This window comes from Kineococcus lubricus, assembly GCF_050871965.1.
Classification (GTDB): domain Bacteria; phylum Actinomycetota; class Actinomycetes; order Actinomycetales; family Kineococcaceae; genus Kineococcus.
Genome location: NZ_JBJLSK010000008.1, coordinates 1 through 23166, shown reverse-complemented (window position 1 = coordinate 23166; position 23166 = coordinate 1). Strand labels below are relative to the sequence as shown.

Here is a 23166-nt window from a genome sequence, read left to right as displayed (position 1 = left end):
GACGAGGAGGACGCCGTGCACGACCAGCGTGAGGTCACCGAGGTCCGGCTCGCCCGGGCCCTCACCCAGCGCATCGCCCCGGCCGTGCACAGCGGTGCGCTGCCGGTGGAGGTGGCCGCCTGGCACGCGCCGGGCGAACCGGTCCCGGTGGCCGACGGCCTGGGCGCGGACTACGCGCCGTTCGCCGTCGGCACCCCGTGGGGCCCGCCGTGGTCGACGTCGTGGTTCCGGCTGCGCGGGCAGGTCCCGGCGCAGTGGGCGGACCGGCCGGTGGAGGTCGTCTTCGACCTCGGCACCCGCGCCCGCGACGTCGGGTTCCAGGCCGAGGGCCTGGTGTACACCGCGGCCGGGGAACCGGTGAAGGCCATCAACCCGCTCTCGACGTGGATCCCCGTCCCGGCCGGGGCGACGACGTTCGAGTTCTTCGTCGAGGCCGCCTCCAACCCCGACGTCCTCGGCGGGGGCGGGGCCGCCTTCGAGCCCAGCCCGCTCGGTGACGTCCTGACCGCGCCGAGGGACCCGCTGTACGTCCTGGCCCGCGCCGACGTGTGCGTGCGCGAGACCGAGGTCGCCGAGCTGCTGGCCGACCTGGAGGTCCTGGGCGGGCTCATGCAGGAACTCCCGCTGGAGGACGCCCGGCGGTGGGAGCTGCTGCGCGGCATCGACTCCGCGCTCGACGCCCTCGACCCGCACGACGTGCCGGGGTCGGCCGCCCGCACCCGCGCGGTCCTCGCGCCGCTGTTCGCGGCGCCGGCGCGGGCCTCGGCGCACCGCGTCAGCGCCGTCGGCCACGCGCACATCGACTCGGCGTGGTTGTGGCCGCTGCGCGAGACGGTCCGCAAGGTCGCGCGGACCACCGCGAACGTCACCCAGCTCATGGACGTCCACCCCTCGTTCACGTACGCGATGAGCTCGGCGCAGCAGTTCGCCTGGCTCGCCGAGCACCGCCCCGAGGTCCACGAGGAGGTCCGCGCCCGCGTCGCCGAGGGCCGCTTCGTGCCGGTGGGCAGCATGTGGGTGGAGTCGGACACGAACATGGTCGGGTCCGAGGCGATGGTCCGGCAGTTCGTCGAGGGCAAGGAGTTCTTCGCCCGCGAGTACGGGATCGACACGCAGGAGGCGTGGCTGCCGGACTCCTTCGGGTACTCGGCGGCGCTGCCGCAGATCATGAAGCTGGCCGGCGTCCGCTGGTTCCTCACCCAGAAGATCTCCTGGAACGCGGACAACAGGTTCCCGCACCACACGTTCGACTGGGAGGGCATCGACGGGACGCGCATCTTCACCCACTTCCCGCCCGTCGACACGTACAACTCCGAGCTGTCGGCGAAGGAACTGGCGCACGCGGCCCGGAACTTCGCCGAGAAGGGCCGCGCGCACTGGTCGCTCGTCCCGTTCGGCTGGGGCGACGGCGGTGGCGGACCGACCCGGGAGATGCTGCAGCGCGCCGACCGGCTCGGCGACCTCGACGGGTCGGCCCGGGTGTCCCTGCACTCCCCGCGGGAGTTCTTCACCACCGCCGAGGCCGACTACCCCGACCGCCCCGTCTGGTCGGGGGAGCTGTACCTGGAGCTGCACCGCGGGACGTACACGTCGCAGGCGAGGACGAAGCAGGGCAACCGGCGCAACGAGCACCTGCTGCGCGAGGCGGAGCTGTGGGCCACCACGGCCGCCGTCCGCACCGGCGCGCCGTACCCGGCGGCCCGGCTGCAGGAACTGTGGCGGACGGTGCTGCTGCACCAGTTCCACGACATCCTGCCCGGGTCCTCGATCGCGTGGGTGCACCGCGAGGCCGAGCAGACCCACGAGCGGGTGCGGAACGAGCTGGAAGACGTGATCCGGGTCGCGCTGGACGCGGTGACCGGGGACGGCGAGACGGACCTGGCCGTGAACTCCACCCCGCACGACCGCGGCGGCGTCCCGGCCCTCGGTGTCGGTGTCCCCGAGTTCACCGGCGCGCCCGTGCGGGTGTCCACCGACGGCGACGGCACGGTGCTGGACAACGGGATCCTGCGGCTGCGGGTCGACGCGGGCGGGAACGTCGTGTCCGTGCGCGATCTGGTGGAGGACCGCGAGGTGCTGCTGCCCGGCACCAGCGCCGGGCTGCTCCAGCTGCACCGCGACACCCCGAACCGGTGGGACGCCTGGGACGTCGACGCGCACTACCGCCACGTCGTGCAGGACCTGACCGGGGCGGAGTCGGTGGTGGTGAACCCCGACTCCGGGGACGGGGCGACCGTCGTCGTGGTCCGCCGGGTCGGGGCCAGCACCCTCACGCAGGTGGTCCGGCTGCCGCGGGGGGAGTCGCGCGTCGGGTTCGTCCTGCAGGCGGACTGGCACGAGCGGGAGGCGCTGCTCAAGGCGTCGTTCGGGGTGGACGTCCACGCCGACCGGTCGGCGTCGGAGATCCAGTTCGGGCACGTGTTCCGCGCCACCCACGAGAACACCAGCTGGGACGCGTCCCGGTTCGAGGTCTGCGCCCACCGCTGGATCCACGTCGGTGAACCCGGGTACGGGGTGGCGGTCACGAACTCGGCGACCTACGGGCACGACGTGACCCGCAGCGCCGTGGCCGGGGGCCGGCCCGGGACGACGGTGCGGCTGTCGCTGCTGCGGGCGCCGCTGTCCCCGGACCCCGAGACCGACCAGGGGTCCCACGTGCTCGCCTACTCGATGGTGGTCGGGGCGGGGATCGCCGACGCGGTCCGCGAGGGGTACCGGGAGAACCTCGGCGGCCGGGACGTGCGGGGCGCCGGGCCGGTGGAGCCGCTGCTTCGGGTCGAGGACCCCGCGGTCGTGGTGGAGGCGGTCAAGCTGGCGCAGGACGGGTCCGGCGACGTCGTCGTACGGCTGTACGAGTCCCTGGGCGGCCGGGTGCGCAGCCGGGTCGACTGGGGTTTCCCCGTCGCCTCGGTCACGGAGGTGGACCTGCTGGAGCGGCCGCTGGAGCAGGGGGCGACGACGGTGCGCGAGGGTGGGGTGAGCGTCGCGCTGCGCCCGTTCCAGATCCTGTCGCTGCGGCTGGCCCGGGGGTGAGCCTCAGCCGACGTGCAGCAGGTGCACGCCGGCCAGGGACACCCCGGCGACCAGCACCCAGGAGCCGAGGCCGAGGGCCAGGGAGCGGCCCCCGGTCCGGACCAGGTGCGGGACGTCGATGCCGGTGCCGAGGGCGAACAGGGCCGCGACGAGCAGGACCGACTGCACGTGCTGCACGCCGTCGAGGGCGGCCTGGGGCAGGACGCCGGTGGCCCGCACGAGGACCGCGACGACGAAGGCGGCGACGAAGAACGGCAGGACCGGCGGGCGGGCGGTGGTGCCCGTCCCGGCGGTGCGGCGCCGGTGCAGCACGACGAGGGCGACCAGGGGGGCCAGCAGCAGCACCCGGGACAGCTTGACGACGACGGCGGTCTCCAGCGCCCCGGGCACCCGGTCGCCGGTGGCGACGACCTGCCCGACGTCGTGGACGCTGGCCCCGACCCAGACGCCGAAGGCGTGGACGTCCAGGCCCAGCGGTGCGCGCAGCAGGGGCAGCAGGAGGATCGCCAGGGAGCCGCAGAGGGTGACGAGGGCGACGGAGGTGGCGACGTCCTCCTCGTCGGCGTCGGTGGCCGGGCGGACGGCGGCGATGGCCGAGGCCCCGCAGATGGAGAACCCGGTGGCGACCAGCAGGGAGCGCGCGCGGGAGAGCCCCAGGGCGCGGCCCAGGAGCTGGGTGCCGGTGAAGGTGACGGCGACGACGCCGAGGATCAGGACGATCCCGCCCCAGCCGAGCCCGCGGACCTGCGCCAGCGGCAGTTGCAGGCCGAGCAGCACGACCGCGACGCGCAGCAGCCGCTTGGCGGCGAACCCGGTCGCGGGTCTCCAGGAGGGGCGGAACAGGCCGGTGCTGCGCACGAGCGCCCCGAGCGCGACGGCGACCGTGGAGGCGGTCAGGACGTGGGTGAGGGTCTCGACGCCGAGGGCGACGACGGTGGCGGCGGCGACGACGAGCAGACCGGGGGCCAGTGCGGCGAGGGGGGCGGCGAGGGGGGTGGGGCGGGGTACGGCGCGGAGCACCGGACCAGCGTGCGCCGTCCCGGGGGCGGGGTGAAGCGGGGGTCCGCCGTGGGGTCACAAGCGGAACTTGTGACCTTGACCGGTCCGGAGCACTGTGCCAGAGTGCGTTGGAAAGCGCATTCCAGCGATGACGACGGAGTGGACGATGGACGCCGCGCGGCTCAGCCTCAACCAGATCACCCTGAACTCCCTCGACCTGCCCGCGGCCGTCGCGGCCTGCGAGCGGCACGAGATCGGCGCCATCGCCCTGTGGCGGGACAAGATCGCCGCCGTCGGCCTCGACCGCGCCGCCCGGCTCGTCCGCGACGCCGGGCTGCGCGTCAGCTCGGTCTGCCGCGGGGGCATGTTCACCGACCCCGAGCGCGACGTGCGCGACGACAACCGGCGTGCCGTCGACGAGGCCGCCGCCCTGCAGGCCGACACCCTCGTCCTCGTCTGCGGCCCGCTGCTCGACCACGACCTGCCCGCCGCCCGCGCCCGCGTCCAGGACGGGATCGCCGAGCTCCTGCCGCACGCCCGCGACGCCGGTGTCCGGCTCGCGGTGGAACCGTTGCACCCCATGATGATCGGCGTCCGGTCGGTCATCAACACCCTCGCCCAGGCCCTCGACCTGTCCGACGCCCTGGACGGTGAACCGGGGGTGATCGTCGACGCGTACCACGTCTGGTGGGACCCCGACCTCGAGACCCAGATCGCCCGCGCCGGCGAGCGGGTCCTCGGCTACCACGTCTCGGACTGGCTGCCCGCCACCTCCGACCTGCTGCTGGACCGCGGGATGGTGGGCGACGGCCTCATCGACCTGCCGCGGATGTCCGCCGCCGTCGCCGCCGCCGGGTACAGCGGCCCCGTCGAGGTCGAGATCCTCTCCTCCCGCTGGTGGGCCGAGGACCCCGACGACGTCGCGCGCACCCTGCGCAAGCGGTTCGAGGAGTTCGTCTGACCGGCCTGCCCGGGGCGGTGGGGGTCTCCCGCCTGCGGGTCTACGACTGGCCCACCGCCGACGGGCTGCGCGGCGGCTCCCCGCACCTGCACACCGCCTGCGCCGAGGGCTACGTCGTGCTGCGCGGCGAGGGCTCCGTGCAGACCCTCGGGTCGGCGGGGTTCGCCGAGCACCCCCTGCACCCCGGGACGGTGCTCTGGTTCACCCCCGGCACCGTCCACCGCCTGGTGAACGGCTCCGGGGACCTGGAGATCCTCGTCCTCATGCAGAACGCCGGGCTGCCCGAGGCCGGGGACGCCGTCCTGACGTTCCCCGCCGACGTGCTCGCCGACCCCGGCGCCTACGCCCGCGCGGCCGCCGTCCACGACGAGGCGAGCGCCCGCGCCCGGCGCGACCTGGCCCTGGAGGGCTACGCCGCGCTGCGCGAGCGCGTCGAGCGCGACGGGCCCGCCGCCCTCGCCGGCCTGCACGCCGCCGCCGCCGCGCTGGTGCGCCCCCGGGTGCCGGACTTCCACGACGTGTGGACCGCCGGGCCCGCCGCGCAGGCCGCGCGGACCGGCGAGCAGCTGCGGGCGCTGCGCGAGGGCCGGTCCGAGCACCTGCGGGAAGCCGCCGTGCGGTCCACCGCGCCCGTGCCGGGGGAGCGGTACGGGATGTGCGGGCGGCTCACGGTCTGGGACCTGACCGCCGCCCCCTGCTGCTGACGCCGGTCACGACCCGGCGCCCTCGCGGCAGCGGGCGGCGGTCACCGGGTCGGGCTCCCCGGCGAAGAACTCCACCAGCACCCGCTGTGCGAGCTCGCTGCCCGCGGCGGCGAACAGCGTCGCCGAGCTGCGCAGCTTCTGCGCGTCGATCCCGCCGAGCACCTCCACGGCGTCCCGCGACCCCTGCCCCAGCAGCGCCTCGCAGTTCTGCGCGAACCGCGCGCCCAGCACCGGGTGCGCCAGGTACGCGCGCGCCTCCTGCACCCCGGACACGGCGTAGGCGACCGACGTGGGCGAACTGCCCAGGAGCAGCTGCGGGAACTCCCACCACATCCAGTGCGACGTCTTGCGCCCGGCCCGCAGCTCGGCCAGCGCGCGGTCGTGGGTGCCGTCGGAGGCCGTCACGAAGCGTTCGAGGTCCACCCCGCCATCCTCGCCCCCACCGCGACCGGGCGCGCGGCCGTCACGGGCAGGCCCACCGGTGCGGGAGGATCCCCCCGTGAGCGTCGAGAACACCGGTCTGCGCATCCCCACCCACCTGCTGCCCGCCGACGGCCGCTTCGGGTCCGGGCCCTCCAAGGTCCGCCCCGAGCAGGTCGCCGCCCTGGCCGCCGCCGGCCGGTCCGTGCTGGGGACCTCCCACCGGCAGGCCCCCGTGAAGGACGTCGTGCGGCGCGTGCGCACCGGGCTGGCCGAGCTGTTCTCGCTGCCCGACGGGTACGAGGTCGTCCTCGGCAACGGCGGCAGCACCACGTTCTGGGACGTCGCGACCCTCGGGCTGGTGCGCGAACGCTCCCAGCACCTGGTCCTGGGGGAGTTCTCCGCCAAGTTCGCCGCGGCCGCGGCCGCCGCGCCCTTCCTGGCCGAACCCGTCGTCGTGCGCGGCGAACCCGGGACGCTGCCGCGGCTGGGGGAGGTCGGCGACGGCGTCGACGTCGTGGCCTGGCCGCACAACGAGACCTCCACCGGCGTCATGGCGCCCGTCGCCCGCCCCGCCGGGCCGGGCCCGCACGAGGGTGGGCCGCTGGTCGTCGTCGACGCCACGTCCGCCGCCGGCGGCCTGCCCGTCGACATCGCCCAGACCGACGCCTACTACTTCGCCCCCCAGAAGGCGTTCGCCTCCGACGGCGGGCTGTGGATCGCGGTCCTGTCCCCGGCCGCCCTGGACCGGGTCCGCGAGATCGGCGCCACCGGCCGCTGGACGCCCGCGTCGCTGGACCTGCAGATCGCCGTCGACAACTCCCGCAAGGACCAGACCTACAACACCCCCGCGGTGGCGACGCTGGTCCTGCTCGCCGAGCAGATCGAGTGGATCCTGGCCCGCGGCGGGCTGGACTGGGCCACCGCGCGCACGGCGGCCAGTTCGCAGGTCCTGTACGACTGGGCCGGCGCCCGGGACTGGGCCACGCCGTTCGTCACCGAACCGCAGGCCCGCTCCCACGTCGTCGCGACGATCGACCTGGACGCCTCCATCGACTCCACCGCGCTGCTGGACGTGCTGCGCCGCAACGGGATCGTCGACGTCTTCCCCTACCGCAGCCTGGGCCGGAACCAGATCCGCGTCGGGGTGTTCCCGGCCGTCGAACCCGACGACGTGCGGGCCCTGACCGCCTGCGTCGACCACGTCGTGGACGCACTCAGGAAAGCCTGACCTGAATTCCCCGGGTTTTGTCAGGAAAGGCGTTCCTGTCTAGCGGGGAACGCCTTCCCTGGTTACCGTCGAATTCATGGCGACCGTGAACCTGGACCTCACCCCGATCCACCAGTGCTCCGTCGACGGCTGCACCTTCAACGCCTCGACGACGTGCCACGCCCCGGCCATCACCGTGGGCGACCACGGCGCGAACCACTGCGCCACGTTCCTGGGCATCCCGACCAAGCACTCGCCGACCAGCGACGGCCACGTCGGCGCGTGCCAGCTGTCCGACTGCACCCACAACTCCGACCTCACCTGCCACGCGGACAGCGTCGAGGTCGGCGTGGAGGCGTCCGGCGGCACCAAGTGCCTGACCTACAGCGCCGCCTGACGGGCCTGCGCCAGTTCCGCCGTCAGCATCCGCGCCAGCGCCGGCTCCACGCCCCACGCCCGCGTCAGCTCGTCGTACTCCGTCAGCAGCTCCGCCGCCCGTGACCCGCGCGGTGCGCCCGCGCGCACCGCGCGGATCATCGCGTTCCGGGGCGTGTGCGCGGAGTCGATGAACTCCACGACCTCGACGCGGTAGCCGAGGACCTGCAGCAGCAGCGAGCGCAGCGCGTCGGTCAGGACGTCGGCGAACCGCTCGCGCAGGATCGCGTGCCGCACCAGGGCAGTGCGGTTCTCGTGCAGCTGCCGCTGCACGTCGCGGTGGCAGCAGGGCGCGGCCAGCACCAGCGGCGCACCCCAGCGCACCGCGCGGGCCAGCGCCTCGTCGGTCGCGGTGTCGCACGCGTGCAGCGCCATCACGACGTCCGGGCGGGCGTCGGGGAACGGCTCGGCGCCGGCGATCGACCCCACCGCGAACTCCAGCCCCGGCAGCCCCGCCTCGGCCGCCGCGCGGCGACCGGTGGCGACGACGTCCTCCCGCACGTCCACCCCGACGGTCACGAGGTCCTTGCCGCGCTCGCGGGCCGCCCCGCCCAGCCAGCGGTGCGCCGCGAACGTCAGGTACGCGTTGCCGCACCCCAGGTCCACCGCCCGCACCCGGTCGCCGCCGCCGGACAGGACCGTCGGGGCCAGCGGGGCGAGCTGGCGGACGAACGCCTCCACCTGGCGGCGCTTGTCCCCGCCGGCCCCCAGCACGCGGAACATCGGGTCGTCGGGGTCCACCAGGCGCTGCTTGGCCCGGTCGTGCGCGCGCGGGCCGGCCTCGTGCCGCGCCGGGGCCCGGTGCACCTGGGCCTCGCCCTTCTTGGTGATCCGCACCTGCACGACCTCGGTGGCCGTCTCGACGTGCAGGTTCCCGTACGCCTGCGCGAGCAGCTCGTCCACGGCGTCCCCGGCCCGGTCCACCGGGACGTTGCGGGTGGAGACGACCGGCCCGGTGCGGGCGACGAACTGCAGGTGCGGGCCGTCCTTCAGCCGCACCGGCCGGACCTCCACCCGCTCGGCCGCGGGCGGCTCCACGCCCTTGCGCCGACCCGCCGCGACCGCCCGGGACAGGTTCGGGGTGTCCAGCAGCAGGGTGCGGACGTCGGCCAGGGCGGTGGTGAGGTCGGTGGGCACGCCCCCATTCTCCGCCCGCCCCACCGCGATCAAGGACACAGTCGCCGCGATCGAGGACACAGTCGCCGCGATCGAGGACACAGTCACCGCGATCAAGGACACAGTCACCGCCCGGCGCCCGCTGTCCTTGATCGCCGACGTTCAGTCCTTGATCGCGGGAGCGCTGTCCTTGATCGCGGTGGGGGTGGGGGTGGTGTCCCCGCCGTCCGCCTGGTGCCCCTGAGCGCGTCCCCGCTCCGGCACCGGCACCAGCCGGACGCGCGGGGCGCCGCGCCAGGAGACGCTGACCCGCACCCGCGCCCGCCGCAGCAGGAACACCCCGACGGCGACGCCGACCAGCGCGGAGGGGATCGACCCGACCAGGACCGACCAGGACGGGCCGAACGCCGTCCCCACCCAGCCGACGAACGGACCGCCCAGGACGGTGCCGCCCTGCACGAGCGACATGTACAGCGCCATCACCCGTCCCCGCACGGCCGGTTCGGTGCTCATCTGCACCGTGGCGTTCGCGGTCGTCAGCAGCGTCAACGACGCCAGCCCCATGAACGGCAGCACCAGCAGGTACAGCCCGTACGTCGGCATCACGGCGGCCAGGGAGGCCAGCACCCCGAACGCGACGGCGGCCCCGACGAGGAGCCGGTAGCGGGGCCGCTCGCGGCGGGCGGCGACGAGCGCCCCGGCCAGCGAGCCGACCGCCAGCACCGTCCCGGCGAGCCCGTACCCGGCCGAGCCGGTGCCGTACTCCACGCTCGTCATGAGGGCGCTGGTGAGCTGGAAGTTCAGCCCGAACGTCCCCACGACCCCCACCAGGACGAAGATCGCCACGAGGTCGGGCCGGGCCCGCACGTAGGCCAGCCCCTCGCGCATGCCGCCGCTGCCCTTCGCCGGCTTCGGCCGCGGCACCGGCTCGGCCGGCCGCATCAGGTGCAGCATCACCAGCGGGGCGACGAACGACAGGGCGTTGAGCACGAACACCGGGCCGGTCCCGATCCAGGCGATGAGGACGCCCGCCAGGGCGGGACCGACCAGCCGCGCGGAGTTGAAGGACGCCGAGTTCAGGCCGATGGCGTTCGGCAGGTCCTCGCGGGGGACGAGCTGGCCGACGAACGTCTGCCGCACCGGGCCGTCGATCGCCGAGGCGCAGCCCAGCAGGGCGGCCAGCACGTACACGTGCCACAGCTGCGCCGCACCGCTGATCACCAGCGCCCCCAGCACCAGGCCGAGCAGGCCCATGACCGCCTGGGTGACCATCAGGGTGCGCCGCTGCGGGAACCGGTCGGCGACGGTGCCGGCGACGGGGGCCAGCAGCAGGATCGGGCCGAACTGCAGGCCGGTGGTGATCCCGCCGGCCGTCCCGGACCCGTCGGTCAGGACCTGGATGACCAGCCAGTCCTGCGCGACGCGCTGCATCCAGGTGCCGGTGTTGGACACCAGGGCGCCGCTGAACCAGAGCCGGTAGTCGCGGTGGTGCAGCGAGCGGAACGTCTGGCTCACTCGCTGATCACCGAGTTCAGGATGGTGACGGCGGCGGCCAGGGTGGCGCGGTCGTCGGGGCTCAGGCCGTCGAGGCGGCGGCTGAGCCAGGCGGAGCGGCGCGCGCGGGTCTCCTCCACGACCCGGTGACCGGCCTCGGTCGCCGAGACCAGGACCTGGCGGCCGTCGTCGGGGTGGTCGCTGCGGGCGAGCAGGCCGGACTCGACGAGCGCGGCGATGGTGCGGGTCATGGACGGGGGCCGGACGTGCTCGGCCTCGGCGAGGTCGCCGGGGGTGCGCGGTCCGCCGCCGTGCAGCTGGGACAGCACGGAGAACTGGCCGTCGGTGAGCTCGTCGACGCTCTTCTGGGCGCGCAGCCGGCGGGCGGTGCGCAGCACGCAGACGCGCAGGTCGACGGCGAGGCGGTCCTCGGTGGGCTGGTCCGGGTGGGCCGCCGGCGGGGGCGGGGCGGGAGGCGACTCCGCTCGAAGTGGTGTCACCGGGCCACTGTAATCGTGACTCGAGGTAATTACCACTGCGAACGAGGTGGCGAAGGCGCGGACGAACTACCGCAGCGCTACACGGCGCGTTAGAGTCGGTCACGTTGGGTGATGGTTTCGCGGGTGGTCCCAGAGCCTGCGGCGCAGAGGTGGAGCGGGCGAGTGAGTGGATCTGCGGCGACGTCAGCCACCCGTCGGGCCCGGCGGGCCCTGGAGCGAGCCGCCGCGGCGGTCGCCGAGGCCGACGCCGCGGTCGGGGACCGGCGCCCCCGGCTCGCCGACGTGGACCTCGCCGTCACCCACGACGACCTCGACGCCCCCGGCACCCTCGAGGTGACCACCCGCGCCGCGGCGCAGCACGACACCGCGACCGCCGTCCTGCGGGCCCAGCGGCGGTTCAACGAGTGCACCGAGACCGCCGTCCTCGGCGAGGAGCTCGTCGTCGAGGTCCACGCCGCCGGGTACCAGCGCGTGCTGCTGCTGGAGACCGTCGCCCGGTCCCGGCACCGCGAGCTGGAGGTCCTCGCCGCCCGCGGCGACCTGCTGCTCGTCCCCGGCCGCCGCATCACCGGCAACGACCTCACCCGCATGTCGCCGTCCGCCGTCGTCGAGCTCGTCCCCGGCCACCCGCGGGCACCCCGGCTGGCCGTCTGGGGCACCGCCGGCACCGCCGGCCCCCGGCTGGAGGTCCTCGCCGCCGCCGCCGGCGCCGCCTGGCGCGCGCTCGTCGCCTCCGCCGAGGCCGCCCGCGCCGACCGCGAGTCCACCGGCGCCAGCCTCCTGCTGTCCGGGGCCCTGCGCCTGGCCGGGCTGGGGTCCTGGGCGTGGGACCCCGCCACCGGGGTCGTGACCCTCGACGACCGGCTGCGGGAGATGCTCGGGATGAGCGCCGCCGACCCCGACCCGGACCTGGAGACGTGGCGGCTGCGCATCCACCCCGACGACCGCGGGCCCTTCACCGGCGTCGAGGACCCCGCCGCCCACGCCGGCACCTCCGCGCCCTACCCGTTCCGCATCGCCTCCGCCGACGGCACCGAACGCACCTTCCTCGGCATGAGCGTCCCGCTGGCCACGACCAGCTCCAGCGTCGTGCAGGGCCTCGTGCTCGACGTCTCGGCGGGGGAGAAGTCCACCGGCGAGCTCGTCCGGCTCGCCCAGTGCGACTCCCTGACCGGGCTGGCCAACCGGGCCGTGCTCGACGTCCGCCTCGCCGAGGCCCTCGACGCGGCCAGCCCCGGGAACGCCGTCGCGCTCGTCCTGCTCGACCTCGACCGCTTCAAGCTCGTCAACGACACCCTCGGCCACCAGATCGGCGACGCGCTGCTGCGGCAGGTCGCCGTCCGGCTCGAGGACGCCGCCCCGCCCGGAGCGACCCTGGCCCGCCTCGGCGGGGACGAGTTCGTCGTCATGGTCCCCGGCGTGGGCCGCGTCGAGGCCGCCGCCATCATGGCCCGCGACATGATCCGCCGGCTGCGGGCGCCCATGCTGCTGCCCGGGCTGCCCGAACCGTTCGTCTGCACCTCCAGCGCCGGCATCGCCGTCGGCCACGAGGGCACGGCCGACGACCTCTTCCGCAGCGCCGACATGGCCCTCTACCGGGCCAAGGACGGCGGCCGCGACCGCGTCGCCGTCTACGACACCGCCATGCGCGAGGAGGCCCAGGCCCGGCACGTCGCCGAGCACCGCGTCCGCCGCGCGCTGCGCACCGACGGGCTGCGGGTCGTCTGGCAGCCCATCGTGGACCTGCGCAGCGACCAGCTCGTCGCCGCCGAGGCCCTCGTCCGCCTCGACGACCCCGTCGAGGGCATCCTGGAACCGAAGCACTTCGTCGACACCGCCGAGGACACCGGGCTCATCGTCGACGTCGACACCTGGGTCCTGGGGGAGGTGCTGCGCCAGCTGCGGGAGTGGCGCCGCGACGGCGTCGGGCTCCAGGTCTCCTTCAACGTCTCCGGCAAGACCCTCGAGCACCCCGCCTTCGCCCACCGCCTCGCCCACAGCGTCGAGTCGACCGGCGCGGCGGGCAGTTCCCTGCTCGCCGAGGTCACCGAACGCACCCTCATCGACCTGTCGACCTCCACGCGCGCCAGCCTGGGGGAACTGCGCAGCATCGGCGCGCGCGTCGGCCTCGACGACTTCGGGACCGGCTACTCCTCGCTGTCGTACCTGGACCGGTTCCCGTTGAGCTTCCTGAAGATCGACATGAGTTTCGTCCGGCCGCTGGGGTCCTCCGACCGCGCCGAGGCCGTCGTCGAGGCGCTCATCAGCCTCGCCCACGCCCACGGCATGGTCGTCACCGCCGAGGGCGTCGAGACGGAGCTGCAGGCCCGGGTGCTGCGGGAGATGGGCTGCGACCGGGCCCAGGGCTGGCTGTTCGGCCGTCCCGTGGCGGCCGGCCTGCTGCCGCTCGGCTCACGCCCGTAGCGCCGCGCCCAGCCGCCGCGCGCCCTCGGCGAGCACGTCGGGGGCGTGGGTCGTGAACGACAGCCGCAACGTCGACCGGTCCGGGTCCCCGGCGTGGAACGCCTCGCCCGGCACGAACGCGACGCCGTGCTCCAGGGCGACCGGCAACCGCGACGCCGCGTCCACCCCCGCCGGCAGCTGCACCCAGGTGAACATCCCGCCGTCGGGCCGCGACCACCTGCTGCCCACGGGCAGCTCGGCCGCCAGCGCCTCCAGCAGCGCGTCGCGGCGCGGGGCGTAGGCGGCCACCACGCGGGCGACGTGCGCGTCGAGGTCGGTCGCGGCGAGGTACTCCGCGGCCGCGGCCTGGTCGACCGTCGACGTCTGCAGGTCCGCGGCCTGCTTGGCCACGACCACCGCCGGGCGCACCGCGCGCGGCAGCCGCGCCCAGCCCAGCCGCAGGCCCGGCGCCCCGACCTTGGAGAAGCTGCCCAGGTGGATCGTGGCCGCCCCGGCCGGCTGCGCCGCGATCGGCGCGAGGTGCTCCCCGGCGTAGCGCAGCTCCCCGTACGGGTCGTCCTCCACGACCCACACCCCGTGCTCGGCGGCCAGTTCGGCGACGCGGGCCCGGCGGTCGGCGGCCAGCGTCCGCCCGGTGGGGTTCGCGAAGTTCGGGACGAGGTACAGCACCGCGGGGCGGTGCGTCGCGAACACCTCCTCCACGGCCTCGGGCAGCACGCCCTCGTCGTCGCTCGCGACCCCCACCAGCCTCGCCCCGGCCAGCGTGAACGCCTGCAGCGCAGCGAGGTAGCTGGGTTCCTCGACGGCGACGACCGCGCCGGGGTCCAGCAGGGCCGTCGTCAGCAGCGTCAGCGCCTGCTGCGATCCGGTCGTGACGAGCAGGTCGTCGGCGGCCGTCGGCAACCCGCGCCGGGTCAGCCGCGCGGCCACCAGCTCGCGCAGCCGCACGTCGCCCTCGGTCGCCGCGTACTGCAGGTTCCGGCGCGCGCCCGGTCCGGACAGCGCCCGGTCGTAGGCCGCCCGCAGGCCCTCGACGTCGAACAGCTCCGGGGCGGGCAGGCCACCGGCGAGCGAGATGACGTCCCGGACGCCCGTCAGCGCGAGCAGGTCGCGCACCGGGGAGGAACGGACACCGGACAGGCGGGCGGACAGCGGCGGGTGGTTCGGCGGGTGGTTCGGCGGGCGGTTCACGAGGACCCCTCGGGCGGCGGCGGTGGACGGGCGTCGGGCCGCGACCGTTCGTGACGTCGGGCGGGACGGGGGGCGCCGCCGGGGGTGAGGAGCGCCGCCGCCGAGCCTACCGCCGCCGCCGGAGGGGTCTCAGCGGGGTTTCAGGCCCGGTGCACGTGGGCGGCGTCGGCCTGCGCGACCGGCCGGACCACCACCTTGTCGAGGTCGACGTGCGCGGGGCGGGTCACGGCGAACGCGATGACGTCCGCGACGTCCTCGGCGCTCAGCGGCGTCAGGCCCTCGTACACCTTGTCCGCCGCCTCCTGCGACCCCAGCCGGACCAGGGAGAACTCCGTCTCCACCATCCCGGGGGCGATCTCGGTGACCCGGATCGGCTCGCCCAGCAGTTCCTGGCGCAGCGTCCGCACGAGCGCGTTCACCCCGTGCTTGACGGCCGTGTACCCGCCGCCGCCGGGGTAGACCTCGAAACCGGCGATGGACCCCAGGACCACGACGTGGCCGTTGCCGCCGCGGCGCATGCCCGGCAGCAGCGCCTGGTGCACCCGCAGGACCCCGACGACGTTGGTGTCGTACATGGTCTTCCAGCCCTCGGGGTCGCCGTCCTCGATCCGGTCGCTGCCCAGGGCGCCCCCGGCGGAGTGCACGACCACGTCGACGTCGCCGACCTGCTCGGCCATCGCGGCCACCGACGCGGCGTCGGTCACGTCGAGGGCGACGGCCCGGCCGCCCACCTCCCGCGCCAGCGCCTCCAGGCGGTCGACGCGGCGGGCGGCGGCGACGGTCGCGAAACCCGCCGCGGCCAGGGCCCGCACCGTGGCGGCGCCGATGCCGCTGCTGGCGCCGGTGACGAGGGCGGTCCGCTGGGGGGTCTCGGGAGCAGGCATGGTCCTCATCCCAGCAGACCGGCCCCGCGCGGGGGACACTGGCCCCGTGCCGCTGTTCCTGCCGCCGTCGAAGGCCAAACCCCCGCCGCCGCCGGTGCGGACCGACGACCGCCGGCCCGTCCTGGTGGGCCTGGTCGTGTGGGCCGTGCTGCTCGGCGTCGCGATCGCCGTCCCCGAGGTGCGCGACACCGGCGAGGGTCGCTGGCTGGGGTCCTGCGTCGCCGGGCTGGCGCTGGGGCTCGTCGGGCTGGCCCACCTGCACCGCCGCGGGCGCCGCGGGCGGTAGCGGGTCCGCGGCCCACCCCGTGGACCGGGGCGCGCCGACCCCGGGGCGCGTGACCTCAGAGCCCCAGGCGGTCGGCGAGGGCTTCGATCGTGGCGTCGGCGAAGGCGTCGGCCGGGTCGAAGGTGTTCGCCAGCTGGCCGAACAGCTCGCTGCTCACCAGCCCCAGCAGGGCCGTCCAGCACTGGGCCGCGAGGACGATGAGAGCCGCCGGCACCTCGCCGGCCCCGGCTGAGGCGACGCGGGCAGCGCCCTCCGCCAGTCGCGGCGGCAGGGGCGGGGAGGTCGCGGGGCCGTCCAGGCCCTCGAGCACCGACAGCAGTGCCAGCGGGGCCCGCGCGCCGGCCGCCGTGGTCCGCTCGTCGCCCCGGTAGCCGGGGACGGGCGAGCCGTGGACGAGGGCGTACTCGTGCGGGTGCTCCAGGGCCCACGTGCGGAAGGCGCGGCAGCCCCCGGTGAAGCGGGCCCGGCGTGAGGCTCCCCGCCGGGGGGCGACCGCCGCCTCGACCGCGTCGGCGACGTCGTCGTAGGCCTCCACGATCAACGCCGTCAACAGCTCGTCGCGCGTCGCGAAGTACCGGTAGAGGGCGGAGGAGGCCAGGCCCAGCTCCCGGGCCACGGCGCGCACCGACAGCGCGGCCGCTCCGGAGGCGGCGAGCTGGTGGCGGGCGGCGGCCAGGATGTCGGCGGTGAGCTCTCGACGGGCACGTTCGCGGGCGGTGGGGACGGTGGGCACGTCCTGGATCCTGCCACGGCGCGGAGCACCGATCACGTCGGAGAGCACTGCTCTTGCCCGGAGGTGCGGACGGGTGCATGCTGGTCGGCATGACGAGATCAGTGCTCTCTCCCAAGACCACCGCTCACAGTCCCGTCCCGCGCTACGTCGCCCCGGACCTGCTCACCCGGCGCCTGCTCAACCCCCTGGTGGCCGCCGCGACGCGCCTGGGGCTGCCGCTGGCCGGGTCCCGCGTGCTCGCCGTGCGGGGGCGCAGCAGCGGGCAGTGGCGCACGACTCCGGTGAACCCCCTCGCGATCGACGGGGTGCAGTACCTCGTGGCCCCCCGCGGCCACACGCAGTGGGTCCGCAACCTGCGGGCCGCGGGCACCGGGGAGCTGCGCTCGGGCCGGCGGTCGCAGGCCTTCACCGCGGTGGAGGTGACCGACGCCGACAAGCCGCCCCTGCTGCGGGAGTACCTGCGCCGCTGGGCGTGGGAGGTCGGCGTGTTCTTCGACGGGATCGACGCCGGTGCGAGCGACGCCGACCTGCTGGCCGCCGCACCGAAGCACCCGGTCTTCCGGATCACGACCGTCCCCGCCGGGCGCTGAGGACCCGCCCCGCCGCTGCGCAGGTCCGCGCCCCGCCCGCGGGCACCCGCCGGTGACGTCCCGCGAGCGACGCCGCGGTCAGGGCGCGCGCAGCGCTGCGCCCGGGGACCCGACCGGCGGGGACGGGTCCCGACCGAGCCCGGGCAGCTCCCCGGCCAGCACGGCGGCCGCCGCCGCCGGGTCCTCCAGCAGCCGCGCCAGCGGACCGCGGGCCCACCAGGCCCCGGCCGCGTGCGCCAGGCCCCGGGCCGCCGCCGCCGGGGAGGTCGCCACGACGTGCCCGTCGACGACCCAGAAACCCACCGCGGCCCCGTCGCACGTCAGCGCCCCGACGTGCGTCCACGACGGCGCGAGCCCCGGGACCAGCGCGAACGCGGCGGCCGGGACGGCCCGCTCCCGCCCCGCCGGGTGCTCCAGGTGACCGTCGGCGCGGTCGGAGGCCAGGTCGAGGTCGAGCAGGTCGGCCACCCGCGCGGCGCCGGGGACCAGCAGCCGCGGGCCCAGGTCGGTGCGCTGCGCCCACGCGGGGTCGTCGGCCACCACCACGTCGGCGGCGTCGGCGACCACGGGCTCCCCGCGGGTGTCCAGCGCGGCCAGGCGCTCGGGGGCCAGCGGCCCCGCCTGCCCGGCCAGGCGGCCCAGGACGCTCCACAGCACCAGCAGGTCCGCCGCGTCCGGGGCCCGCCGGGCGCTGAGGTCGAGCAGGCCCTCGAGGTCGCCGGCCCCCGCGCCGGTCAGGTCGGGCAGCACGCCCAGCACCCGGCGCACCGGCGCGGGCAGCTGCGCCGTCCACCCCGGCGCAGCGGGCAGCCAGCCGGGCGCGGTCCCCGCCGGGTCCCGGGTCACCGAGGGCGCCGGGCCGTGGTGGCGCAGCCACCACGCGGTGTGGCCGGTGCGGCGGTGCGGGCCCAGCACCCACGGCTCGGTCAGCGCCCGCACCCCGGCGGGGTCGGCGGCCAGCGAGGCGAGCAGCTGCGGCCACTGCGCGACGACGAGGTCCAGGTCCCGCACGGCCCCGGCCGCCGCGGCGGCCGTGCCCTCCAGCGGGTCGTCCAGGACGTCGCCCCAGACGTCCTCGACGTACTCCCCGAAGTCGGCCAGCCCCAGGTCCCGGGCCGCCTCGACGTCGGTGAGGTCGACCTCGGGCAGGTCCGCCAGGGCCGGGCCGGACAGCACCCCCACCGCTTCGAGGACCCCGGACCCCCACTCCCGCAACAGGTTCGGGTCGACGCGGCCCACCTCGGCCGGGTCCAGCGCCCGCTCGGCCAGCGTCCCGGGCAGCACGAGGGCACCGGCGGGGGTGAGCTCGCCGTCCTCGTCGGGCAGGGCCAGGTCGGACAGCCACGGCAGGGTGCGGCGCACCCGGTCCACCGCCGCGCGGTCCACCGCGCCGGACGGGCCGTCGGGCAGGACGACCCCCGCGACCAGCGACAGCACCGCGTCGGCCACCTCCTCGGGGTCCTCGGCGTCCGGGGACGCCACGACGGCCGCGCGGACCGCGGGGTCGGTCAGGACCGCCCACGCCCCGCCCTCGCGGGCGCCCAGGCGCACCAGCAGGTCGCGGGCGGCGCCGAGCGCCACCTCCGGGTCCACCACCCGCAGCCCGAACGGCGCGAACACCCGCGCCCGGCCGTCGCCCAGCGCGTCCGCCGCGCGCCCGGCGTCCAGCAGCACCAGGTCGCGCACCCCGTGCACGCGGCGACCGTCCAGCAGCGGGACCGCCAGGCCGCTCATCGCCTCCCGGGCCACCGGGTCGGCCGCGGCCAGCGGCGCCAGCGCCGCGAACAGCGCCCGCGCGGTCGGGCCGTCCCCGCCGGGCAGCACGTCCAGCACCTCGGCCAGGCCCATCCGCGTCACGCCCAGCTCCGTCAGCAGCCGGTCGTCGCGCCGCGGCGCGGGCACCAGCCCGGCCAGCACGGGAGCCAGCGCCGCCAGCAGCGCCGGGTCGTCCGCGCCCGGACCGGTGAGGGCGACCGCGCTGCCGGGCCGCACCGGCAGCGGGAGCCCGTCGACGGTCTCGACGCACACCAGCAGCGGCACGTCGCGGACCCGGTCCAGCACCCGGCGGCGCAGCTCGGCGTCGACCCGGCCCACCGCCGCGCCGTACGGCACCAGCGCGAGCGCGTCCCCGCCCTCGGCCGCGACCTCGGCCAGCAGGTCCCCGTACGCCGCGGCCGCCGCGTCCAGCAGCACCTCGCTGGCCCGCCCCGGCGCGATCCGGCGCCGGTCCGGACCCAGCGGGAACGTCGCCACCAGCAGCGCCGGCCACGGCAGGTCCTCGTCGGTGGGGGTCGGCGCGCACACCACGCCGGGGGAGGCGACCTGCGGGGTGCGCGGCAGCGCCCACGTCAGCGACCACCCCAGCCGCCTCCGGTCCTCCACCCCGCGCCCGGCCACGTCGGCCGGGTCCAGCCGCCCGCGGCGGTGCAGCACGCGCCAGCGCTCGCCGACCTCCCCGACCCGCGCCCGCGGCCCGCCGGGGACCTCCACGACGACCTCGGCCAGCCCCGGCAGCGCCAGCAGCAGCACGTCCGCCGCGCCCGCCGGCAGCGCCGCCAGCTGGTCGGCCACGAACGCGCGGGCGGCCGCGTCGCGCAGCGGCAGCTCCACGACGGTGTCGTACCCGGTCGGCACGGCCGCGGCCCCCGGCGCCGGGAACGGCAGCCGCAGCACCGGTGCGTGCCCGTCGCGGGCGGTCAGCTCGGCGACCGCCCCGACCGAGCCCCGCGTGCGGATCAGCTCGGCGGAGCCGTTGCGGGAGAAGCGGACCGCCCCGGTCGACGAGCGCACGGACGGGTCGTCGGTGACGGCCAGGACGGCGGCGAAACCCACCCCGAACCGGCCCACGGACCCCGCCTCGTCCCGCTTGGCGCTGGCCCGCAGCGTCGCCAGCCCCTCCACGCCCGCCGCGGTCAGCGGAGCGCCGGTGTTCGCGGCCAGCAGGCGCCCCGGGCCCCCGGCGGGGTCGTCCTCCAGGCGCAGCAGCAACCGCCCCGGCACCCCGGCGCCCGCGGCCGCGTCGGCGGCGTTCTGCGCGAGCTCGACGACGAGCCGGTCGCGGTAGGCGCCGAGGGCGGCGTCCTCCTCGGCGTTGGCGTCCTCCCGCAGCCGCGCGGGCGAGGCGTTCCAGGCGGCCAGGACGCGGTCGCGGACCGCGCCGGTCCCGAAGGGGTCTTCCGCGGTCAGCGGCCGGCCTCGACGCCCTCGACGGCCTCAGCGGTGTCCTCGGCAGTGCCCCCGGTGGTGGCGTCACCGGCCGGGAACAGCTCGAGGGCCGCGGGGGACAGGTCGTCGATGAGGGGGCTCGCCGGCTCGTCGGGGGTGACCTCGACGTCGGTCTCGCTGTGGGCGCCGCAGCCGTGGTCGGCGCTCACGACGCGACCGTCCTCGGGGGACCACTCGCTGGCGCAGACCCCGAACACCTGGCGCAGCGACCCGGCCAGGAGCACGAAGAACCCGCAGGTCGAGCACTGGGCCTTGGCGTTCTCCGCGATCTCGGTGCGCGGGCCGCGGTCGCCGTCGTACCAGCGGGCGGCGGCCTCGCTGCGGCCCAGCGGCGACAGGACGCGCTCGCGGCCCAGGCCGAGCTCGAACAGCGCCACCCGGTCGGCGTCCTCGTCGCCGGTCTCCTCGTAGCCCTGCTCCAGCAGCGGGTCGTGCTCCTTGCGCGGCAGCGTGTCCTGCGGGCCGACGTCGCCGGGGGACAGCCGCTCGGCCCACGGCAGCCACTGCGGGGGCTGCAGCGCGTCCTCGCCGGGCAGCAGGCAGACCTCGTTGACCGTGACGTTCCGGGCCCGCGAGGCGCGGGTGACGGTGACGGTCCAGCGCCAGCCGCGGTAGCCCGGCAGCAGGCACGCGAAGGTGTGGCTGACGATGCGGTCGCCCTCGGCGACGGCGTCGAGGTGCTCCCCGACGGTGCCCTCGTCGGCGACCTCCTCGGCCGCGGCCCGCGCCAGCTCCACGGCCCCGGCCGCGGCGGCGTCCAGCGTCGGCTTGCGCGGGCGGCGGACCCGGGGGGCGGCCACCGGCGTGGTGCCCCCGGCCGTGCCCCCGGCCGTGTCCCCGGTGGTCTCCTGGCTCACGCTCACGCCTCGATGTCGTCGGCGACGGCCCGCAGCACGGTGGCGATCTTCTTCGCACCGGACTTGTCGGGGTAGCGGCCGCGGCGGAAGGAGCCGGAGACGCCGTCGAGCAGCTTGATGAGGTCCTCCACGATGGGGACCATGTCCTCGGGCTTCTTGCGGGTGGCCCGGGCGACGGAGTGGACGGGGTCCAGGACCCGGACCGAGAGCGCCTGGTTGCCGTTCTTGCCCTGCACCACGCCGAAGTCGACGCGGGTGCCCTTCGACAGCGTCGCGGTGCCGGTGGGCAGCGCCGAGGCGTGCACGAACACCTCGCTGCCGTCCTCGGCGGCGAGGAAGCCGAACCCCTTGTCGGCGTCGAACCACTTGACCTTGCCAGTCGGCACGGGAACCTTCTCCAGTTGCGGGCGCCGGGCGCGGCGGCCGGGTGGCCGCGCGCACCGGCGGGTGCGTTCGGGTGTCTGCCGGTCCGCGTCCGGCGGACCGCGAGGTCGCCAGGACGGGGAGCCGTCGGTCCAGGTTAACGGGGGACCGGGACCACCCGCTCCTCCTCGCGCAGGTCGGCGACGTGCGTGGCGAGCCACTCGGGGAAGTCCTCCAGCCCCGCGAGCACGACGTCGGCGCCGGCCTCGAGCAGGGCGGCCGCGTCGTGCGCGCCCGTCGTGACCCCCACCGACACCGCACCGGCCACCGCGGCCGCCCGCACGTCCCCGGGGTGGTCCCCGACGTAGGCGGTGGCCCCCAGCTCGGCCAGCCGCACCCCCTTCTGCTCGGCGAACAGGTCCCCGGCGACGTCGCCGGCGGCGACGGCGCCGTCCAGGCCCGCCACCGCCAGGACGCGGTGCACGTTCGGGGTGTGCTTGGCGCTGACGACGACGCTGCGCCCGCCGTGGGCGGCGGGAGCGGCCAGCGCGCGGTCCGCGCCGGGGTAGGCGCGCACCGAGGCGACCCCCAGCGACGGGTACAGCTCGCGGTAGCGCGCGGCGAGCGCGTCGAGCTGCGCGGCCGGGGTGCCGGGGGCGAGCCCGGCCAGGATCAGCTCCAGCGGCATGCCCGCGTAGGGCCGGGTGTCGGCGGCCGTCACCGCGACGCCGACCTCGGCCAGGACCGCGCGCAGCGTCGCCGTGATGCCCTCGCTGGAGTCGACCAGCGTCATGTCCAGGTCGAAGCCCACCACCGGGACCCGGGCCGGTGCCCCGGTCGGTGCCCCGGTCGGTGCCCCGGTCGGCGCGGGCGTCGGGGCGGGGTCGGGCGTGCGGGTCATGGGGCCGACCCTACGTGCCGGACCCCGGCCGACCGTCGGCGATCACCCGGTGAGAGGCTGCCGGAGCCGGTTGCGCGCCCCCGGCGGCTGCGCGAAGGTCACGGGTGCGGTACGGGGTCGCCAGGCCGGTCCACGTCCCGCACGGACGATCGCTGACGAGGAGAAGGCATGGCTGACTACACGCTTCCGGATCTGCCCTACGACTACTCCGCGCTCGAGCCCCACATCTCCGGGGCGATCATGGAGCTGCACCACGACAAGCACCACGCCACCTACGTGGCGGGGGTGAACACGGCGCTGGAGAAGCTGGCCGAGGCCCGCGAGAAGAACGACCTCGCGACGGTCAACCTGCACGAGAAGAACCTCGCGTTCAACCTCGGCGGTCACGTGAACCACTCGGTGTTCTGGCCGAACCTGTCCCCCGACGGCGGGGACAAGCCGACCGGCGAGCTGGCCGCGGCGATCGACGCGGACTTCGGCTCCTTCGACGGGTTCCGGGCGCACTTCGCCGCGACCGCGCTGGGCATCCAGGGCTCGGGCTGGTCGATCCTGGCCTGGGACTCCATCGGGCAGAAGCTGCTCAACGTCCAGCTGTACGACCAGCAGGGCAACCTGGCGCTGGGCCTGGTGCCGATCGTCGTGCTCGACATGTGGGAGCACGCGTTCTACCTGGACTACAAGAACGTGAAGCCGGACTACGTCAAGGCGTGGTGGAACGTCGTGAACTGGGCCGACGCGCAGGCCCGCTTCGACCGCGCCCGCACGCAGACGAACGGCCTCATCGTCCCCTGACCCGCGGGTCGGACGGCTGAGCCGGAGGGCGGGACCGGGACCGGTCCC

Annotated in this window: 21 protein-coding genes; 9 read left to right on the top strand and 12 right to left on the bottom strand. The window is 76.2% G+C overall.

Annotation, left to right across the window (positions count from 1 at the left end):
• Positions 1–15: 15 nt before the first annotated feature.
• On the top strand, positions 16–3033 hold the full coding sequence (locus tag ACRYRX_RS07670) for an alpha-mannosidase (RefSeq protein ID WP_432511251.1): 3018 nt from the start codon (positions 16–18) through the stop codon (positions 3031–3033).
• 3 nt (positions 3034–3036) lie between these two features.
• On the opposite strand, the gene ACRYRX_RS07665 is transcribed toward ACRYRX_RS07670, so the two are convergent.
• Positions 3037–4053, bottom strand: coding sequence for a YeiH family protein (locus ACRYRX_RS07665; protein ID WP_432511250.1), 1017 nt, complete (start codon positions 4051–4053; stop codon positions 3037–3039).
• Between the two features lie 127 nt (positions 4054–4180).
• Here ACRYRX_RS07665 and ACRYRX_RS07660 point away from each other — a divergent pair, with 127 nt between their 5' ends.
• Positions 4181–4993: a sugar phosphate isomerase/epimerase family protein gene (locus ACRYRX_RS07660; protein WP_432511249.1), complete on the top strand. Its 813-nt coding sequence runs from the start codon at positions 4181–4183 to the stop codon at positions 4991–4993.
• A 17-nt stretch (positions 4994–5010) separates the two neighbouring features.
• The gene (locus ACRYRX_RS07655) at positions 5011–5697 is read left to right on the top strand and encodes a cupin domain-containing protein (RefSeq protein WP_432511248.1); all 687 of its coding nucleotides are present in this window, start codon (positions 5011–5013) and stop codon (positions 5695–5697) included.
• Positions 5698–5703: 6 nt separating this feature from the next.
• Here ACRYRX_RS07655 and ACRYRX_RS07650 read toward each other — a convergent pair whose 3' ends face one another.
• Complete coding sequence (locus ACRYRX_RS07650; RefSeq protein WP_432511247.1) at positions 5704–6120, bottom strand: DUF1810 domain-containing protein; 417 nt, start codon at positions 6118–6120, stop codon at positions 5704–5706.
• A gap of 76 nt (positions 6121–6196) precedes the next feature.
• On the opposite strand from ACRYRX_RS07650, the gene serC reads away from it, so the two are divergent.
• Together serC and ACRYRX_RS07640 are read left to right on the top strand one after the other, a co-directional pair.
• The gene (gene serC, locus ACRYRX_RS07645) at positions 6197–7348 is read left to right on the top strand and encodes a phosphoserine transaminase (protein WP_432511246.1); all 1152 of its coding nucleotides are present in this window, start codon (positions 6197–6199) and stop codon (positions 7346–7348) included.
• A 76-nt stretch (positions 7349–7424) separates the two neighbouring features.
• Complete coding sequence (locus ACRYRX_RS07640; RefSeq protein WP_432511245.1) at positions 7425–7724, top strand: DUF1540 domain-containing protein; 300 nt, start codon at positions 7425–7427, stop codon at positions 7722–7724.
• On the opposite strand, the gene ACRYRX_RS07635 is transcribed toward ACRYRX_RS07640, so the two are convergent.
• The 3 genes from ACRYRX_RS07635 to ACRYRX_RS07625 all read right to left on the bottom strand — a co-directional run bounded on the left by ACRYRX_RS07635 (position 7709) and on the right by ACRYRX_RS07625 (position 10872).
• The gene (locus ACRYRX_RS07635; protein ID WP_432511244.1) at positions 7709–8899 is read right to left on the bottom strand and encodes a class I SAM-dependent methyltransferase; all 1191 of its coding nucleotides are present in this window, start codon (positions 8897–8899) and stop codon (positions 7709–7711) included. The genes ACRYRX_RS07640 and ACRYRX_RS07635 overlap by 16 nt on opposite strands.
• 141 nt (positions 8900–9040) lie before the next feature.
• The gene (locus ACRYRX_RS07630) at positions 9041–10393 is read right to left on the bottom strand and encodes an MFS transporter (RefSeq protein WP_432511243.1); all 1353 of its coding nucleotides are present in this window, start codon (positions 10391–10393) and stop codon (positions 9041–9043) included.
• A complete protein-coding gene (locus ACRYRX_RS07625) occupies positions 10390–10872 on the bottom strand; it encodes a MarR family winged helix-turn-helix transcriptional regulator (RefSeq protein ID WP_432511242.1) in 483 nt (160 codons plus the stop codon). Before ACRYRX_RS07625 ends, ACRYRX_RS07630 begins: the two co-directional genes overlap by 4 nt.
• A gap of 162 nt (positions 10873–11034) precedes the next feature.
• Between ACRYRX_RS07625 and ACRYRX_RS07620 the strand changes: the two genes are divergently transcribed.
• Positions 11035–13296, top strand: a complete 2262-nt coding sequence (locus ACRYRX_RS07620) for a putative bifunctional diguanylate cyclase/phosphodiesterase (protein ID WP_432511241.1) — start codon at positions 11035–11037, stop codon at positions 13294–13296.
• Here ACRYRX_RS07620 and ACRYRX_RS07615 read toward each other — a convergent pair.
• Together ACRYRX_RS07615 and ACRYRX_RS07610 are read right to left on the bottom strand one after the other, a co-directional pair.
• Positions 13285–14487, bottom strand: coding sequence for an aminotransferase-like domain-containing protein (locus ACRYRX_RS07615; RefSeq protein ID WP_432511240.1), 1203 nt, complete (start codon positions 14485–14487; stop codon positions 13285–13287). The genes ACRYRX_RS07620 and ACRYRX_RS07615 overlap by 12 nt on opposite strands.
• 140 nt (positions 14488–14627) lie before the next feature.
• Complete coding sequence (locus ACRYRX_RS07610) at positions 14628–15371, bottom strand: SDR family NAD(P)-dependent oxidoreductase (protein ID WP_432511239.1); 744 nt, start codon at positions 15369–15371, stop codon at positions 14628–14630.
• 46 nt (positions 15372–15417) lie between these two features.
• On the opposite strand from ACRYRX_RS07610, the gene ACRYRX_RS07605 reads away from it, so the two are divergent.
• Positions 15418–15657 (top strand): DUF2530 domain-containing protein, encoded by a 240-nt coding sequence (locus ACRYRX_RS07605; protein WP_432511238.1) that lies wholly within the window; start codon positions 15418–15420, stop codon positions 15655–15657.
• Positions 15658–15712: 55 nt separating this feature from the next.
• Here ACRYRX_RS07605 and ACRYRX_RS07600 read toward each other — a convergent pair whose 3' ends face one another.
• Positions 15713–16390 carry a TetR/AcrR family transcriptional regulator gene (locus ACRYRX_RS07600; RefSeq protein ID WP_432511237.1) on the bottom strand — a complete coding sequence of 226 codons (678 nt, stop codon included), beginning with the start codon at positions 16388–16390 and terminating at the stop codon, positions 15713–15715.
• 89 nt (positions 16391–16479) lie between these two features.
• On the opposite strand from ACRYRX_RS07600, the gene ACRYRX_RS07595 reads away from it, so the two are divergent.
• Positions 16480–16980, top strand: a complete 501-nt coding sequence (locus tag ACRYRX_RS07595) for a nitroreductase family deazaflavin-dependent oxidoreductase (RefSeq protein WP_432511236.1) — start codon at positions 16480–16482, stop codon at positions 16978–16980.
• Positions 16981–17058: 78 nt separating this feature from the next.
• Here ACRYRX_RS07595 and ACRYRX_RS07590 read toward each other — a convergent pair whose 3' ends face one another.
• The 4 genes from ACRYRX_RS07590 to ACRYRX_RS07575 all read right to left on the bottom strand — a co-directional run bounded on the left by ACRYRX_RS07590 (position 17059) and on the right by ACRYRX_RS07575 (position 22326).
• The gene (locus ACRYRX_RS07590; protein ID WP_432511400.1) at positions 17059–20118 is read right to left on the bottom strand and encodes a sacsin N-terminal ATP-binding-like domain-containing protein; all 3060 of its coding nucleotides are present in this window, start codon (positions 20116–20118) and stop codon (positions 17059–17061) included.
• A 44-nt stretch (positions 20119–20162) separates the two neighbouring features.
• Positions 20163–21062, bottom strand: coding sequence for a DUF3027 domain-containing protein (locus tag ACRYRX_RS07585; RefSeq protein ID WP_432511235.1), 900 nt, complete (start codon positions 21060–21062; stop codon positions 20163–20165).
• A 2-nt stretch (positions 21063–21064) separates the two neighbouring features.
• Positions 21065–21448 carry a cold-shock protein gene (locus tag ACRYRX_RS07580; RefSeq protein ID WP_432511234.1) on the bottom strand — a complete coding sequence of 128 codons (384 nt, stop codon included), beginning with the start codon at positions 21446–21448 and terminating at the stop codon, positions 21065–21067.
• A gap of 134 nt (positions 21449–21582) precedes the next feature.
• Positions 21583–22326, bottom strand: a complete 744-nt coding sequence (locus ACRYRX_RS07575; RefSeq protein ID WP_432511233.1) for an HAD family hydrolase — start codon at positions 22324–22326, stop codon at positions 21583–21585.
• 168 nt (positions 22327–22494) lie between these two features.
• Between ACRYRX_RS07575 and ACRYRX_RS07570 the strand changes: the two genes are divergently transcribed.
• Positions 22495–23118: a superoxide dismutase gene (locus tag ACRYRX_RS07570; protein WP_432511232.1), complete on the top strand. Its 624-nt coding sequence runs from the start codon at positions 22495–22497 to the stop codon at positions 23116–23118.
• Positions 23119–23166: the final 48 nt, after the last annotated feature.

What these genes read in the sequence shown, in the direction of transcription:
- ACRYRX_RS07640 (WP_432511245.1), top strand. Translation starts at nt 7,425, where the DNA reads ATGGCGACCGTGAACCTGGACCTCACCCCGATCCACCAGTGCTCCGTC.
- ACRYRX_RS07570 (WP_432511232.1), top strand. Translation starts at nt 22,495, where the DNA reads ATGGCTGACTACACGCTTCCGGATCTGCCCTACGACTACTCCGCGCTC.
- ACRYRX_RS07610 (WP_432511239.1), bottom strand. Translation starts at nt 15,371, where the DNA reads ATGCCTGCTCCCGAGACCCCCCAGCGGACCGCCCTCGTCACCGGCGCC.
- ACRYRX_RS07595 (WP_432511236.1), top strand. Translation starts at nt 16,480, where the DNA reads ATGACGAGATCAGTGCTCTCTCCCAAGACCACCGCTCACAGTCCCGTC.
- ACRYRX_RS07660 (WP_432511249.1), top strand. Translation starts at nt 4,181, where the DNA reads ATGACGACGGAGTGGACGATGGACGCCGCGCGGCTCAGCCTCAACCAG.
- ACRYRX_RS07575 (WP_432511233.1), bottom strand. Translation starts at nt 22,326, where the DNA reads ATGACCCGCACGCCCGACCCCGCCCCGACGCCCGCGCCGACCGGGGCA.